Origin of the sequence: Sphingobacterium lactis (genome assembly GCF_051951495.1) — a bacterium.
GTDB classification, from domain to species: domain Bacteria; phylum Bacteroidota; class Bacteroidia; order Sphingobacteriales; family Sphingobacteriaceae; genus Sphingobacterium; species Sphingobacterium lactis_A.
On the sequence record NZ_JBNHAS010000001.1, the window covers coordinates 353,762 to 369,936 of the forward strand.

Genomic DNA, 16,175 nt, shown 5'->3' on the forward strand with positions numbered 1-16,175 from the left:
TTGGCTCTATATTTGATTCGTAAATTTAATATTTAATAATTAAAATAAACCAAAACATGAATTTTACAGATCTAATTTCAGGCAGCATTGGCTCCCAAGCAACAGAAGGGATTTCTGAAAAACTGGGACTTGACAAAAATCAAACGCAGTGGGTTGTTTCTGCCGCAATTCCTTTGATGATGTCTGCATTAAATTACAATGCACAAAAGAGCCCAGAGCAAGCTAATGGTATTCAACAAGCCTTAGCAAGCAAGCATAATGGTAGCATTTTCGATAACTTGGGAAGTCTTTTTTCTAATGGACCTACAGAAGATGAGGACAAAATCGTAAACCACATCTTCGGTAAGAATACAGAAAATGTAAAACAATCACTTTCAGAGAAATCGGGTATCAGCATGGGTAAGATTGCTGGTATTTTAGCTTTATTAGCACCATTGGTAATGGGTTATTTAGGAAAGAAAAAACAAGGTCAAGACGAGCAAGGTGGTTCCGGTGGTATAGGTGATTTACTAGGAAGTATTTTAGGTGGTGGAGCATCGCAGTCTGGCGGTTCTGGTGGGATTGGTGATCTTATTGGTTCGGTGCTAGGAGGAGGTTCTTCAAATACACAGTCTTCTCAACCGAATGTTTCAGGTGGTTTAGGGGATTTGGTTGGGGAATTCTTTAATCAAAAAAATGACAGCAAGGCTAAAGGCAATATTTTGGATAGCTTGGCGGGAATGTTTGGGAAATAGATCATTTTAAAATATAAGATATGATAAAGGGGTTGGAAATGTAAATTTCCAACCCCTTTCTTTATGCTTTACTTCATGAACAATTTGTAAAAATAATAGGTATTGAGTTCTTGATTATGGATGAATTTATAACTTTGGATATGTCTAGAAAAATCAGTTTCAGAAACGATTATAGTGAAGGTGCTCATCCGGCGATTTTACAATTGCTTATGGATACCAATATGCAGCAGGAGCCAGGCTATGGTGCAGATCATATAAGTGAGTTGGCTAAACAAAAGATAAAATCCTACCTGCAGAATGATCTTGCCGACATCTATTTCGTATCAGGAGGGACACAAGCAAATCTCTTAGTCATTAGTCACCTGTTAAAGCCCTATGAATCTGTTATAGCTGCTGATACAGGTCATATTGCCGTTCATGAAACTGGAGCAATTGAAAATACAGGACATAAGGTAAATGTTGTTCCTAATGCACTTGGCAAACTAAATGTTGCTGCGGTTGAAAGCATTTTAAACACGCATCAAGATCATCATATGGTTAAACCTGGCATGGTTTACATCTCTCAGAGTACAGAAATAGGAAGTATTTATTCTAAGAAAGAAATGCAGGAGCTGTATGCCTACTGTCAAGAGAAGAATTTAAAATTATTCATCGATGGTGCACGCTTAGGTGTCAGCTTGACAGGGGATAAAAATGACCTTAGCCTTGCAGACCTGAGCAAGCTTTGTGACGTGTTTTATATTGGTGCCACCAAGAATGGCGGTTTACTAGGAGAGGCCATCGTTTTTAACCATCCCGACCTAGCGATTGATTTTCCATATGCGTTGAAGCAAAAGGGGGCTTTACTAGCGAAGGGAAGATTAATAGGAGCACAATTCTTAGCTTTATTTACCGATGATTTATTTTTTCAATTAGCAAAACGAGCCAATCAATTAGCCATGCGAATTGCTGATGCATTGATTCAAAAAGGTTATGAATTTGCCTGTCCGCCAGAAACTAATCAGCTCTTTCCTATTTTGCCAAATCCTGTCATTGAAGCCTTGCAGACCCATTTTGACTTTTTCGTTTGGGAGAAATTGGAGGATAACAAAGCAGTCTGCCGGATTGTTACTTCTTGGGCAACTACAGATGAAGCGGTAAAGGGGTTTGTAAATGAGCTTAGTAAAAACTAAAACCAAAAAAATTGTTATCCCTTTTAAACTTTGATTTTTATATTTAAAGGAACGCTAATCTTTTTCTTTAGAACTCCAATGGAGTATGATAAAATAAAACCTAAAAAAATTGATTAGGTTAAAACTGATTAAATCTGAAAAACAGTACGAAAGTTATTTGGAAAGAATTTATTTCTTAATGCAAACAGATTTAAAAATTGATTCTAAAGAGTCCGATGAATTAGAAATTCTAACAATTCTAGTGAAAAATTATGAGGATACTCATTTTGAAATTCAGAAGCCAAATCCAATAGAAATTATTAAGTTTTGTCGAGATCAAAAAGGCTAAAATGAATCGCTTTTACGAAAAATATTAAGCCACTTTATAGGGATTAAAATATTATCAAGCATGTGAAAGTTGAATCTTTAACAGAATCAGGTAGCGGAGACCCCTTCTCGTAGCATTTCCAGAAACCTACATGAAAAATAGACGGAAATAAGTAGAAATATTACTAACATTTGATTACACTATCTGACCAAAATCTGTTGTCTTTTGTCTGTAGTCTCATCGTCTTTCCTAGGGGTTTACTAGGGGTTGGATTCGAGACTCCTTCGGATCTCCTTCGGAACTTGTTCGGATCTCCTTCGGATCTCGTTCGGTTCCGACCGAACGAGATCCGAAGGAGATCCATATCAGATCCCTAGAAATTCCTTTGGAGTATCGAATCCATATCGAAGGAAATACAAGCTTATAACAAGGTAGAATGTTCGAAAATCTACAGCAAAAAATAAAAAGGATAGCCGAATTGACTATCCTTTCTTATTTACGTGTTAAATTTCCTGCGGATTATAATTCTTTTCGCAGACGTGCAACTGGAATATTCATGGCTTCTCTGTATTTTGCTACTGTACGACGGGCAATGGAATAGCCTTTTTCTTTAAGGATGTCCGTTAGTTTCTCATCAGCTAGTGGTTTGCGTTTGTCCTCATTAGCGATACATTCCTCAAGGATCTTTTTCACTTCTTTGTTGGATACTTCCTCACCAGATTCGGTTTGAATAGCCTCAGAGAAAAAGGATTTTAGTAGGTATGTTCCAAATTCGGTTTGTACATATTTGGAGTTTGCTACACGGGAAACCGTAGAAATGTCCATTTCGATCTTGTCGGCAATATCCTTTAAGATCATGGGCTTCAGCATACGATCATCGCCCGTTAGGAAATAGTCATATTGATATTCCATAATGGCATTCATGGTTTTTAATAAGGTCTGTTGACGTTGTTTAATGGCGTCAATGAACCACTTGGCAGAATCTAATTTTTGCTTGACAAATTGAACAGCCTCTTTCATCTTCTTATCGTTCTTCTCTGCTTTTTCGTAATGCTCAAACATTTCCTGATAGGAACGAGAGACTCTTAATTCGGGAGCATTTCTGCTGTTCAAGGTAAGGTGTAGCGTACCATCATTATTGCTGATGTGAAAATCAGGAATGATATGCAGTTGCTTTCCTGCTGCAGCACCAGAATCGCCCGGTTTTGGGTTGAGCTTTAAAATCTCATTGACGATCTCTTTTAATTCTTCCGAGTTCACTCCCAATTGACGTTCAATTTTGTCGTAATGTTTTTTGGTGAATTCTTCTAAAAAGTCATTTACCACAATCTGCGCTTGTCGAACAATCGGATTGTCCTGGTCTTTTTTACGAAGTTGAATAGCTAAGCACTCTTGAAGATTTCTTGCGCCAATTCCATGCGGGTCAAATTCTTGAATGATTTTCAGCATATCTTCGACTTCTTTCTCTTCAACGATTACGTTTTGTGAAAAGGCTAAATCGTCTATTAATGAAGGGATTGGTCTGCGTAAGTAACCATCGTCATCTAATGAGCCGATGATCTGTTGACCAATTAAAAAATCTCGATCAGATAAAGCCAATAAGTCTAATTGGCTTTGTAGGTTTTCAAAAAAAGAAGATTGGATGGCCACGGGGATTTCCTTACGGTTATCGTCGTCGTCGCTATCATAACCACCGCCATAATCTCGGTAATCATCTTCTTGTATATATTCATCTACACTAAATTCTTCCTCGTAGTTATTATCTTCCGCATTAAAATCATCCTCTGGATCCTTGTCAGGATATTCCTCCACGGGATCATTCATGTTGGCTAAACTTCCGTCTTCCAGAGCTGGATTTTCCTCCAATTCCTCTTTAATACGCGCATCTAATGATACAGTAGGTACCTGTAGCAATTTGATGAATTGTATTTGTTGAGGTGAAAGCTTTTGAAGTAATTTTTGTTGTAAGGTTTGTTTTAACATGTCCCCGATTAATAAGTCATGGTAAAAATAGTGATTTAAATTTAATACAACAGTTAATTTTCGGATTATTATAGATTTGGGTACAGTTTTTGTGGACGTTATTGCTTGATTCCCAATAGCGGATTAAGCAAAAAGTTTGTTTTGTTAAATTACGTTAATTTTTACGGACTGTAAACTTTTTGCCATAATTGCAGTAGTAAATTCCAAAGTTTTCTCCATATTTACCCTATGTTTAGACGGGTCAGAAACAAATTTTTGCGTATTACGCTGATACTTATATATTTCGTTATTTTATTTACCTGTGCGGTTCAAATTAACTTTTTAGGCTTGTTTGGTTCTTCGCCAACAAAGAAAGAAATTTTATTGCCTAGCCTAAATGTATCTTCTGAACTTTATACAGCTGATTCCGTGCTCATCGGAAGATATTATAAACAAGATCGCGACCCAGTTCCTTACGATAGTATTTCTAAAAATGTAATCAATGCCTTGGTGGCTACTGAAGATGTTCGATTCTTCAAACATCATGGGGTTGATTTTATTGGTTTATTCGGCGGGGTGGTCTCTACCATTAGTGGTAGTGATCGTGGTGCCAGTACCATTACACAACAATTAGCTAAAAATTTATACAGAACACGTTATAAGGATGCCCAGGGTTTATTGGGTAAGATTCCAGGGGTAGGTCTTGTGGTGACCAAATACAAGGAATGGATGACTGCTTTCAAACTGGAAAGTAAATACAGCAAAGAAGAGATTTTGACGATGTATTTGAATACAGTGTCTTTTAGCAATAATGCCTATGGTATTAAATCGGCCTCAGTTCGTTATTTCGATAAATTACCAAGTGAATTGAGCGTTAATGAGGCAGCTGTATTGATAGGGATGTTGAAAGGAACTACACTTTATAACCCTATTCGCAATCCTAAAAATGCCTTAACTCGCCGCAATACGGTATTGGGCCAAATGCAAAAGGAAGGATTCCTGAGTGCTAAGGAAGTTACCACTCTTTCTAAAGATTCCTTAGGGTTGAACTTGAATAATCAAGAGCAACGTAACTCCAATGATTCCTATTTGCGTACAGCAGTAGAGAAATGGTTAGAGAAATGGGCTACTGATAATGAAATCGATATTTATACCAGTGGATTAAAAATATATACAACGATTGATTCGCGGATGCAGAAGATTGCAGAGGAGTCTGTGCATGAGAAGATGAAGGAATTGCAACGTCGTTTGGATAATGTGTGGCGTGGTCAAGAGCCGTGGAGAGATAAAGAGGGTAATGTTATCCCTAATTTCTTGGAGGATCATGCGCGAAAACTGCCTATCTATACCAGTTTAATGGAGAAATATAAGGATGAGGCAAAAGTTTTCGAAGAGCTAAACAAAAAGCGTGATATGGAGGTTTTTACTTGGGATGGTATGGAAAAGGAGAATTACTCGACCATGGATTCCTTGAAGCATTACTTGACCATGTTAAATACTGGTGTTATGGCTATGGATCCATACTCTGGTGAGATTAAAGTTTGGGTAGGGGGGATAAACCACGATTATTACAAATTTGACCACGTAAACCAAGCTAAGCGTCAACCAGGGTCTACATTTAAACCTTTTGCTTATGCGGCAGCATTGGATGCAGGTAAAGCACCATGTGATACTTATGAAGATAAACCGGTGAAAATTGAGTTTGTGAATAATAAGGGTGAGCATGAAATTTGGGAGCCTAAAAATGCAGATTGGAATTTTTCTCACCGCTCCCTGTCGCTAAGACATGCGATGGCTCGTTCATTGAATAGTGTGACCGCTCAAATTACGGAAGAGGTAGGTTGGGACAAAGTGGTTGCTATGGCCAAAAAATGTGGTATCGATAGCAAGTTAGAATCTGTTCCTTCAGTAGGATTAGGCTCTAATGAAGTCACTGTGTTTGAAATGGTGCGTGCCTATGGAACTTTTATGAATCAAGGAAAGAAGACAGAACCTATATTGGTTTCCAGAATAGAAGATAAAGATGGTCGAGTTTTAGCGACTTTTAAAACCGAACAAGAACAGGTGATCAGTCCGCAAGATGCTTGGTTAATGACCTATATGTTGCGTGGAACGATTGAGGAGTCTGGGGGTACATCGCAGGCATTATGGGAGTGGGATCTGTTTGAAAAGGAAAACGAGATTGGTGGAAAAACCGGTACATCCTCGGATTATGTTGATGGATGGTACATGGGTGTCACTAAAGATTTGGTTACTGGCGTATGGGTCGGTTGTGATGAACAAAGTATACACTTTAATAGTTCAGGTACTGGGGAAGGTTCTAAAACAGCATTACCAATCTATGCGGTATTTATGGAGGAATTGTATAAGCATCCGGAGCTGGGCGTAACACTTGGGAAATTCCCAGAGCCTACTGTGGAGATTACCAAAAAATACAATTGTCCTGGACCAAGAATTCGGGTGGAGAGCAGCCCATCATCTTCAGATTCAACAGCAGTTGAAGAGGAAGTAGAGTTGCCAAGGCTAACTTTGCCAGATATTAATCGAGAAGAAGAACCTGAGAATAATTAATAAAGAATTCTAATGAGAATTCTTATTTTTAACTATTAATTGTTGATTATGAGATCGAAAGCTACCTTTATTACCAAATTATTGTCAATTCAGCTCGTATTGCTGATGTTTATGGCACTAATGCCACAACAAGGAAATGCACAATACTTTGGCCAGAATAAAATGCGCTATAAGAAGTTGGATTTCAAAGTATTTGATACACCTCACTTCAATATTTACTATTATTTGCAGAATGATTCCATGATGAATTGGCTTGCCAAGGAATCGGAAGTATGGTATGAGCTGCACCAACAGGTATTTCAAGATACTTTCTTGCGTAAAAATCCCATCATTTTATATAATAACCACCCGGAGTTTCAGCAAACAACAGCCATTTCTGGTGAGATTTCAGTAGGAACTGGTGGTGTAACGGAAGCATTTAAGCAACGTGTGGTGATGCCGGTTATGCAAATAAATCAGCAGACTCGTCACGTATTAGGACACGAGATGGTCCATGCTTTTCAATACCGTGTATTGATAGAAGGTGGAGATTCAACCCGCTTAGAAAGTGTGGCTAATATTCCGTTATGGATGGTTGAAGGTATGGCCGAGTATTTTTCGATTGGTAAGAAAGATGCATTTACCTCTATGTGGATGCGCGATGCCTATGCAAGAAACGATATTCCTAGTTTAGGACAGATGACGGAAAATATGAACAAATATTTTCCATACCGTTATGGTCAAGCATTCTGGTCCTATGTAGGTTCGACTTATGGAGATACGGTTATTATGCCATTGTTTATCGAAACAGCAAAATACGGGTATGAGGGGGCGATTCGTCGGGTATTTGGTTATGATGCGCAGACCATGTCGACTTTATGGCGTAGCAGCATGGAGAATACCTATCGTGGGTTGGGAAAGGATACGACTTCTAGACCTATTGGCCAGTTGCTATTATCAAAAAAGAATGCAGGACGGATGAACGTAGCGCCAGCTATTTCACCTGATGGTAAATATGTCGCTTTCCTTTCGGAATTAGACCTGTTTGGCATTGATTTGTTTTTGGCTGATGCCAATACAGGGAAGGTCTTGCGAAAGCTGGGTAGTCGAACGACGAACAATGATATCGATGAATTTAGTTTTATAGAATCAGCAGGGACCTTCTCGCCAGATAGCAAGAAATTTGCCTTCAGTGTGTTTAGTGAAGGGAAGAATAAGCTGATGATTCTGGATGTAGAATCCGGGAAAACTGTTGCTTTGCAAGCGATGGGTGAAACCACCGAGTTTACCAATATAACCTGGGCTCCACAAGGTGATCTGGTCGCTTTCTCGGGATTAAAGAATGGTTTTTCTGATATCTATACGTATAATTTGAGTACAAAGGAATTGGTTCAATTGACCAATGATAAATACTCTGACTTCCAGCCAAGTTTTTCTAGGGATGGAAAATACATCGTGTTCTCCACAGATCGAGTATCCTTGGAGTCTGGTTCTAGAACGGTCGATATTCCAATGAGTTTGGCAACTATTGATCTTCAAACTAAGGAAATTAAGAATCTGCCGATATTCCCAGGGGCAAATAACTTAAATCCGCATTTCTCATCCAATAGTAAGGAGATTTACTTCCTGTCGAACAGCGATGGTTTCCGTAATATGTTCCGCTATAATATAGAAACGGGTGCATTGGATCGAATGACGGATTTCTTTACAGGTATTTCAGGTATTACCGAGTATTCACCAGCAATGAGTATCTCTGCCAATGATGATATTGTTTATTCTTATTTCAAGGATAATGCTTATACAGTTTATAAGGCAAAGAGTTCTGAATTTGAACCAGTACCTGTAGATCCGGGAGCTGTGAATTTTGAGGCTGCGATGTTGCCGCCGGTGAAAAGCTATGGTGTAAATGTTGTAAATACCAATTTGCAGAATTTTAATGCTTATGGACGTATTTCTGATTCGCAAATTAAGAATATTCCATACAAACCGAAGTTCAAGTTAGATTACTTGGCGAATTCTGGTGTGGGTATGTCAGTGGGTTCACGTTATGGTGCGGGAATCGCATCAGGTATTCAAGGGATGTTCTCGGATATCTTAGGATATAATCAGATTTTTGCTGCTGCGAATATCAATGGTGAGATTTACGATTTTGGAGGGCAGATTGCCTATATCAACCAACGTAGCCGTTGGAACTGGGGTGGTTCACTTTCTCATATACCTTATCGTTTTGGTTTCTATGACTATGCGATGCGTGATTTAGGAAATGGAACAGAGCCGGTTATCGATCAATATTTGGTTCGTTCATTCCAATCGCAAATAGATGCCTTTGTTGCTTATCCATTCAGTAGGCATCACCGTTTTGAAATGGGGGGAGCCGCATCGTATAACTCTTACCGTGTAGACCGCTTTACGCAGAGTTATTATAATTACTATGGTACACGTGAGCGAGTGCCGAATGATACTGCTGCTCGTGCTTTGGGTGTAGGAAATCTAGATCCATTTAACTTGATGCAAGTAAATGCTGGTTTTGTAGGGGATAAGGCTGTGTTTGGGGTTGCTGCACCATTGCAAGGTTTTAGATACCGCTTAGGTGTTGAACAATATTTTGGGACATTTCAATTTTCTGCAGTGAATGTGGATTTACGTAAGTACCACCGCATGAAACCATTTACCATTGCTGCTCGTTTATATTCTTATATGCGCTTGGGTAATGATGCAGACCGTTTATACAACATCTATATTGGTTATCCGTATTTGGTTCGTGGTTTTGAAAGTAATTCCTTCGGTCCGAACTCAAAGATTGGTTTCAATGACCTCTCGGGTTCTAAGATGGTAGTGGGTAACTTTGAAGTTCGTTTGCCATTCACTGGACCAGAGAAATTAGCTGTGTTGCCTTCTGGTTTCTTGTTCTCGGATTTGAACCTATTTGTGGATGCTGGTTTAGCTTGGCGAAATGGGTCGAAAATAACTTGGCAAAAAACAGAAGCCGATAAAGTGGAAATAACAGCCCCAGGTGGACAACCATATTCTGTATATCCTGATAACTTGACTATGCCAGTTTTCAGTGCTGGGGTATCGTTACGTATTAACCTGTTTGGGGCAATGATATTAGAACCTTATTATGCTATTCAGTTGAATAATCCGACGCGTTCTAAGTTTGGTACATTCGGATTAAACTTTGCACCGGGATGGTAGTCTAAATTGCTACTAGAGAGCTAGTAAGGTTGTTAAGGCCGTTGTTTGTTGCTTATGCATAAACAACGGCTTTTTTGTTTGTAGAAAAATGATTCATCGGAAGAGCCAAACTCAACCAATTTGGGTTTTGCTTACGGATTAATCGCTCGCGTACAATACGGCCAAATTGCTGAAGTTCTTGATATTTACGCATAGCTTCTTCTTCAGAACTAAATTGCTCTAGATAAACTATACGGTTAAGAACGGCTTGGCTCATGAAGCTGCTTGCATCAGGATTATTAATCTGTTGAAAGATTTGGCTGATATCGTTACTCATTCCCGGTTGTAAAAACCTTCTATTGGCGTCTGTGCTGATGTATATATAGTAGTTATTCATGTTGTTTTAGCTAAATTATTTGGTTATTTAAATATGTTTTGCTAATTTTATTGGCACAATAATACTAATAATATTAGTAATCCAAAAATTAATTGAAAATTATTTATGTCAAATATTTCATCTAACCTGAAGTTCTTACGTAAGAAAAAAGGATTAACACAGCAACAGTTTGCTGATTTAATGGAGATTAAAAGAGCTTCAGTAGGCGCGTACGAAGAAGATCGTGCGGAGCCTAAATACGAATTGCTAAAAAAGATAGCGGAGTATTATGAATTGACAATGGATGAATTGGCGAATGATGTGATTGATGAGAAATGGAAGCCTGTTGCGAAGAGTAATGCTTCAAATTTACGTGTACTTAGTGTGACGGTAGATTCAGAAGATAGGGAAAACATTGAGTTGGTTCCGGTGAAGGCTAGTGCAGGTTATTTAAATGGATATGGCGATCCGGAGTTTGTAAAAGAATTGCCAAGGTTTTCATTGCCATTTATGAAACAAGGTAGCTATCGAGCTTTTGAGATTAAAGGTGACTCGATGTTGCCATTGCCATCTGGTTCTATTATTATAGCAGAGTACGTGGAGAATTGGCATGATGTCAAGTCTGGAAGCACCTATGTAGTCGTTTCGGCTAATGATGGGGTGGTGTATAAAAGAATTGGACAAAAATTTAAAGAGGATAAGGGTTTGAAATTGGTTTCTGATAATAAGACTTATGAGCCTTATTGGGTTGATGCGGCAGATATATTAGAAATTTGGAAAGCAAAGGCATTTATCAGTATGGAATTGCCTGAGCCTAGTCCTGAGCCTACCTTAGAAGGTTTGTCCGCTATGATGGCACAAATGCAGAAAACGATTAATTCTGTAGTAGATAAAAATTAAGGATAGAGCCGAGTTTGTACTCGGCTTTTTTTAAATGAATAATGACTGATGTGGTTGAATAATATTTGATGGAGATTAACGACTTTTTATGGCTGTAAATGCATTTAGGTTATATGTTTCTTTTTGTAAAATATTTTTTCTATCTTTGTCTCATCTGAAAGGAAGGGGGCATGGTATGCCCCCTTTTTTAATTCAATTGTTAAAATATGCAGGTTGAGGATCGCGTAATAGAGCTTATAGAGGAGAAGATTGCTGACAGAGATGACTTGTTCATCGTTAGTGTGAGAATGCTTAAGAACGGTGTTTTGGAAATCTTATTGGATGGTGATAATGGTATTTCCATTGATGACTGTGTAAAAGTTAGCCGCCATGTTGGATTTCATTTAGAAGAAGAAAATGTAGTTGATCATGCATATCGACTAGAAGTTTCTTCTCCGGGTGTTGATTCGGCATTGGTTCTTCCAAGACAATACCAAAAGAACATCGGTCGAAACGTGAAATTGAAGATGAACGACGGGAGTAAAAGAGAGGGCAAACTAGTTGCTGTTTCTGACGCTGCCGTAACGATTGAAGAAATTGTAAAAGAAAAAGGGAAAAAGGCGGTAGCAGTACCTGCTGAGATTCCATTAGAACAAATAAAGGAAACTAAGGTGTTAATTTCATTTAAATAGAAATGAGTAGTAATATAAACTTGATTGACTCTTTTCAGGAGTTCAAAGATTTCAAGAACATTGACCGTCCAACGGTAATTACGGTTCTGGAAGAAGTATTCCGCAGTATGATCCGTAAGCGTTTTGGGACGGATGAGAATGTTGACGTTATTGTTAACCCTGATAACGGAGACTTAGAGATCTGGCGTACGCGCGTAGTAATGGAAGATGGTTTTTCAGAAGATGACGATCTAGAGATCGAACTTGAAGAAGCACATAAACATGACGCGGATTTAGAAGTTGGAGATGACTTTATCGAGCAAATTACCTTAGAGAGCTTTGGTCGCCGTGCGATTCTTGCTGCTCGCCAAACCTTGGTTTCGAAAATCTTGGAATTGGAGAAAGATGAAGTATTCAAGAAATATAAAGATCGTGAAGGTGAATTAGTAATTGGTGAGGTTTACCAGATCTGGAAAAAAGAAATCTTGGTTTTGGATGAGGATGGAAACGAATTGATTCTTCCTAAAACAGAACAGATTCCTGCTGACTACTTTAAGAAAGGCGATAGCATTCGTGCCGTTGTTCATAAAGTAGATATGATGAACAGTAATCCAAAAATCATTATCTCTCGTACAGCACCTGAATTCTTACAACGTTTATTCGAGCTAGAAGTTCCTGAGATTTTTGATGGATTGATTACGATCAAGAAAATTGTTCGTGAACCAGGAGAGCGTGCTAAAGTTGCGGTAGAGTCTTATGATGACCGTATCGATCCAGTTGGAGCCTGTGTGGGTATGAAAGGATCGCGTATCCATGGTATCGTTCGTGAATTGCGTAATGAGAATATTGACGTGATCAACTTCACAACCAATCACTCATTATACATTACACGTGCATTAAGCCCTGCTCGTATTACTTCCATCAAGATTGATGAAGAGAATAAAACTGCTGCGGTTTACTTGAAACCAGATCAGGTTTCATTGGCAATTGGCCGTGGTGGACACAATATTAAATTGGCCGGTAAATTAACTGGTTACGAAATCGACGTTTATCGTGAGAATGATGAAGAAGAGGAGGATGTGGATATCGAAGAATTCGCAGATGAAATTGAAAGCTGGATCATCGACGAATTAAAACGCGTTGGTCTAGATACTGCGAAATCGGTATTATCCTTGAATGAAGAAGAGTTAGTTCGTAGAACTGACTTGGAAGAAGATACGATTCGAGAGATCCTTCGTATTCTTCAGGCAGAATTCGAATAGAAAATAGCGATTGATTTCGGATTCAACAATTTTCAATAAATTGTTGAATCCATGTAAAAAAACATATTTTTGTAATTGAAACACATTTTATAGATAGTAGATGTCAGAAGGTAAAAGCATAAACTTGCTAAAAGCAGCAAAAGAACTCAACATTGGGATTGGTACGGCGGTGGAATACTTGGTGAAGAAGGGATTTGAGGTAGATTCTAAGCCGAACACAAAGCTGAGCCCAGAGATGTATGGTGTTCTTTTGAAAGAATTTCAGGGTGATAAGATTGTTAAAGACGAGGCAAAGCAAATTGTTATTGGCAAGATTCGCCGTGAAGAAGGTCCTGCAGTAGGCAACGCGACACCTGCATCTGAATCTACTGAAGAACGTGAAGGACCTACAGAAGTAAAAGAAATTCTGATTAAGAATACTTCACCTGAGAATGCGCCAGCTAAAGAAGTGGAGAAGAAAGAGGAAGAGTCTCATTCTGCTCTTAAAGTAGTTGGCAAGATTGATTTAGATAGCCTAAAACGCGGATCTAAGCCTGCACCAAAAGAGGAGCCAAAGGTAGAGAAAGTTGAGCCTACTCCTGTGAAAGAGCCGGTTAAAGTGAAGCAGGAAGAGAAGCCTGTCGCAAAAGTCCAAGAAGAGGTTAAAAAACCAGAACCTCCGAAAGTTCAAGAACAACCAAAAGTGGAAGTGAAAAAAGAAGAACCAGTTAAGGCGCCTGTAGTGCCTCCTGTGAAAAAAGAGGAGCCAGCAGCTAAGCCTGCAGCACCTACAGCAGCAAAACCTGAAGGACAAGACGATGTAATTCGTGCTCGTTCAGAAACCTTAAGTGGTCCTAAAGTAGTTGGTAAAATCCAATTGCCTGTTTCTAAACCACACAAACCAGTTGCTTCTTCATCGAACAACGCAGGGAATAATGATAACAAACGTAAGCGCAAGCGTACGAATAAGCCAAATGGTCCAGTAGGTTCTGGTGATAACAACCAACAAGGTCAAAACAGACAAGATGGTGGAAACCGTCCTCCACATCAAGGTGGTGGTCAGAACCAAGGTCAAGGTGGCAATAGACACCATAAAGGTGGTAATCACCCTAATCAAAATCGTCATGGTCAAGGCGGACGTAACGATCGCCATAGAAAACCGGAGGTTGCGAAAGAGGAACCATCAGAAAAGGAAATCCAAGATCAAATCAAGGCAACTCTTGCACGCTTAAGTGGTGCAGGGAAGTCTGGAAAATTTGCACAACGTGCGAAATTACGTCGTCAAAAACGTGATGATATAGCTTTATCTGCTGAAGAAGCAGCAATGGAGCAAGAATTAATGTCAAAAGTACTACGCGTTACAGAATTCGTTACAGCGAACGAGTTGGCGAATTTAATGGACGTTCCGGTAACTCAGGTAATTGGTACCTGTATGAGCCTAGGTATGTTCGTGTCGATCAACCAACGTTTAGATGCAGAGACATTAGCCATCGTAGCTGATGAATTTGGTTACCAAATCGAATTCATTAAACCAGAAGATGAGGAAGTAGCTGAATTGGAAGAAGCTGATTCAGAAGCAAACTTGGTTCCTCGTGCACCTATTGTTACAGTAATGGGACACGTTGACCACGGTAAAACTTCCTTATTGGATTATATCCGTAAAGCAAATGTAACCAAAGGTGAAGCTGGGGGTATTACTCAGCACATCGGTGCATATGCTGTACAATTGGAAGATGGTAAAAAATTAACATTCTTAGATACACCGGGTCACGAAGCCTTTACAGCAATGCGTGCTCGTGGTGCTAAAGTAACCGATATTGTAATTATTGTGGTTGCAGCGGATGATGCAGTAATGCCTCAAACAAAAGAAGCAATCAACCACGCAATGGCTGCAGGTGTTCCTATTATCTTCGCCTTTACGAAGGTAGATAAGCCTGGTGCAAATCCTGACCGTATTCGTGAGCAATTATCTGCAATGAATATCTTAGTAGAAGATTGGGGTGGTAAATACCAAGCTCAAGAGATTTCTGCTAAAACTGGTGAAAATGTCGATCTTCTATTAGAGAAAGTTCTATTGGAAGCAGAGATGTTAGAATTGAAAGCCGATCCTAAGAAACGTGCTGTAGGTTCAGTTATTGAGGCTGCTTTAGATAAAGGTAGAGGTATTGTAACGACTGTTTTAGTACAGGGTGGTACTTTACGTATTGGTGACCCAATCTTAGCGGGTTCTTACTCTGGTAAAGTGAAAGCTTTAACCAATGAGCGTGGAGAACGTGTTAAAGAGGCAGGACCATCAGTACCGGTACAGATTTTAGGTATGTCTGGCGCACCTACTGCAGGTGATAAGCTTTATGTATTAGAATCTGAATCTGAAGCTCGTCAAGTAGCTAACAAACGTCTTCAATTACAAAGAGAGCAAGGTATGCGTGCAACGAAACACATTACCTTGGATGAAATTGGTCGTCGTTTGGCTATTGGTAACTTTAAAGAACTTAATATTATCGTTAAAGGTGATGTGGATGGTTCTATCGAAGCATTATCTGACTCCTTGTTGAAATTATCAACGGATGAGATCCAAGTGAATATCATTCACAAATCGGTGGGTGCAATTTCAGAATCCGATGTATTATTAGCATCTGCATCTGATGCGATCATCATTGGTTTCCAGGTTCGTCCTACTCAAGGTGCGCGTAAGCTTGCTGAGAACGAGCAGATTGACATCCGTCTATACTCCATAATTTATGATGCGATTGAGGAAATCAAATCGGCAATGGAAGGTATGTTGGCTCCGAAATTCGAAGAGAAAATTGTTGCTGAGGTACAGATCCGTGAGACCTTTAAGATTTCCAAAGTGGGTACGATTGCAGGATGTATGGTATTGGAAGGTAAAATCAACCGTAACAACGATATCCGCTTAATCCGTGAAGGAGTTGTTATCCATACTGGTAAGTTAGCTTCCTTGAAACGTTTCAAAGATGACGTGAAAGAAGTAGCACAGGGTTACGAATGTGGTTTGAACATCGATCGTTTCAACGATATCCAAGTTGGCGATATTGTGGAAGCATTCGAGCAAGTAGAAGTAAAACGTAAGCTCTAATAGCTTATTTAA

The 16,175-nt window shown here is 39.2% G+C and carries 10 protein-coding genes; 8 read left to right on the plus strand and 2 right to left on the minus strand.

Annotated elements, in window-relative coordinates; genetic code table 11:
* The first annotated feature begins 56 nt into the window (after positions 1-56).
* On the plus strand, positions 57-734 hold the full coding sequence (locus tag ACP6L2_RS01500) for a DUF937 domain-containing protein (protein ID WP_440507544.1): 678 nt from the start codon (positions 57-59) through the stop codon (positions 732-734).
* A gap of 116 nt (positions 735-850) precedes the next feature.
* Positions 851-1,906, plus strand: coding sequence for a threonine aldolase family protein (locus tag ACP6L2_RS01505; protein WP_440507545.1), 1,056 nt, complete (start codon positions 851-853; stop codon positions 1,904-1,906).
* 826 nt (positions 1,907-2,732) lie between these two features.
* Here the strand turns inward: ACP6L2_RS01505 and rpoN are convergent.
* The gene (rpoN, locus tag ACP6L2_RS01510) at positions 2,733-4,196 is read right to left on the minus strand and encodes an RNA polymerase factor sigma-54 (RefSeq protein WP_344674333.1); all 1,464 of its coding nucleotides are present in this window, start codon (positions 4,194-4,196) and stop codon (positions 2,733-2,735) included.
* Positions 4,197-4,424: 228 nt separating this feature from the next.
* On the opposite strand from rpoN, the gene ACP6L2_RS01515 reads away from it, so the two are divergent.
* Together ACP6L2_RS01515 and ACP6L2_RS01520 are read left to right on the plus strand one after the other, a co-directional pair.
* Positions 4,425-6,746, plus strand: a complete 2,322-nt coding sequence (locus ACP6L2_RS01515; protein WP_440507546.1) for a penicillin-binding protein 1A — start codon at positions 4,425-4,427, stop codon at positions 6,744-6,746.
* A gap of 48 nt (positions 6,747-6,794) precedes the next feature.
* The gene (locus ACP6L2_RS01520; RefSeq protein ID WP_440507547.1) at positions 6,795-9,920 is read left to right on the plus strand and encodes a DPP IV N-terminal domain-containing protein; all 3,126 of its coding nucleotides are present in this window, start codon (positions 6,795-6,797) and stop codon (positions 9,918-9,920) included.
* 52 nt (positions 9,921-9,972) lie between these two features.
* On the opposite strand, the gene ACP6L2_RS01525 is transcribed toward ACP6L2_RS01520, so the two are convergent.
* Complete coding sequence (locus tag ACP6L2_RS01525) at positions 9,973-10,296, minus strand: hypothetical protein (protein WP_440507548.1); 324 nt, start codon at positions 10,294-10,296, stop codon at positions 9,973-9,975.
* 105 nt (positions 10,297-10,401) lie between these two features.
* Between ACP6L2_RS01525 and ACP6L2_RS01530 the strand changes: the two genes are divergently transcribed.
* From ACP6L2_RS01530 to infB, 4 genes are all read left to right on the plus strand, one after another.
* Positions 10,402-11,175 (plus strand): XRE family transcriptional regulator, encoded by a 774-nt coding sequence (locus ACP6L2_RS01530; protein ID WP_440507549.1) that lies wholly within the window; start codon positions 10,402-10,404, stop codon positions 11,173-11,175.
* A gap of 206 nt (positions 11,176-11,381) precedes the next feature.
* Entirely contained in the window at positions 11,382-11,846 is a 465-nt protein-coding gene (rimP, locus tag ACP6L2_RS01535; protein WP_440507550.1) for a ribosome assembly cofactor RimP, read from the plus strand.
* A gap of 2 nt (positions 11,847-11,848) precedes the next feature.
* Positions 11,849-13,087 (plus strand): transcription termination factor NusA, encoded by a 1,239-nt coding sequence (gene nusA, locus ACP6L2_RS01540; protein ID WP_344674327.1) that lies wholly within the window; start codon positions 11,849-11,851, stop codon positions 13,085-13,087.
* A 100-nt stretch (positions 13,088-13,187) separates the two neighbouring features.
* On the plus strand, positions 13,188-16,163 hold the full coding sequence (gene infB / locus ACP6L2_RS01545; protein ID WP_440507551.1) for a translation initiation factor IF-2: 2,976 nt from the start codon (positions 13,188-13,190) through the stop codon (positions 16,161-16,163).
* The last annotated feature ends 12 nt before the right edge of the window (positions 16,164-16,175 follow it).

Excerpts from the sequence above, each read along its gene's own strand:
- ACP6L2_RS01500 (WP_440507544.1), top strand. The coding sequence starts at position 57 with ATGAATTTTACAGATCTAATTTCAGGCAGCATTGGCTCCCAAGCAACA.
- ACP6L2_RS01505 (WP_440507545.1), top strand. The coding sequence starts at position 851 with ATGGATGAATTTATAACTTTGGATATGTCTAGAAAAATCAGTTTCAGA.
- rpoN (WP_344674333.1), bottom strand. The coding sequence starts at position 4,196 with ATGTTAAAACAAACCTTACAACAAAAATTACTTCAAAAGCTTTCACCT.
- ACP6L2_RS01515 (WP_440507546.1), top strand. The coding sequence starts at position 4,425 with ATGTTTAGACGGGTCAGAAACAAATTTTTGCGTATTACGCTGATACTT.
- ACP6L2_RS01520 (WP_440507547.1), top strand. The coding sequence starts at position 6,795 with ATGAGATCGAAAGCTACCTTTATTACCAAATTATTGTCAATTCAGCTC.
- ACP6L2_RS01525 (WP_440507548.1), bottom strand. The coding sequence starts at position 10,296 with ATGAATAACTACTATATATACATCAGCACAGACGCCAATAGAAGGTTT.
- ACP6L2_RS01530 (WP_440507549.1), top strand. The coding sequence starts at position 10,402 with ATGTCAAATATTTCATCTAACCTGAAGTTCTTACGTAAGAAAAAAGGA.
- rimP (WP_440507550.1), top strand. The coding sequence starts at position 11,382 with ATGCAGGTTGAGGATCGCGTAATAGAGCTTATAGAGGAGAAGATTGCT.
- nusA (WP_344674327.1), top strand. The coding sequence starts at position 11,849 with ATGAGTAGTAATATAAACTTGATTGACTCTTTTCAGGAGTTCAAAGAT.
- infB (WP_440507551.1), top strand. The coding sequence starts at position 13,188 with ATGTCAGAAGGTAAAAGCATAAACTTGCTAAAAGCAGCAAAAGAACTC.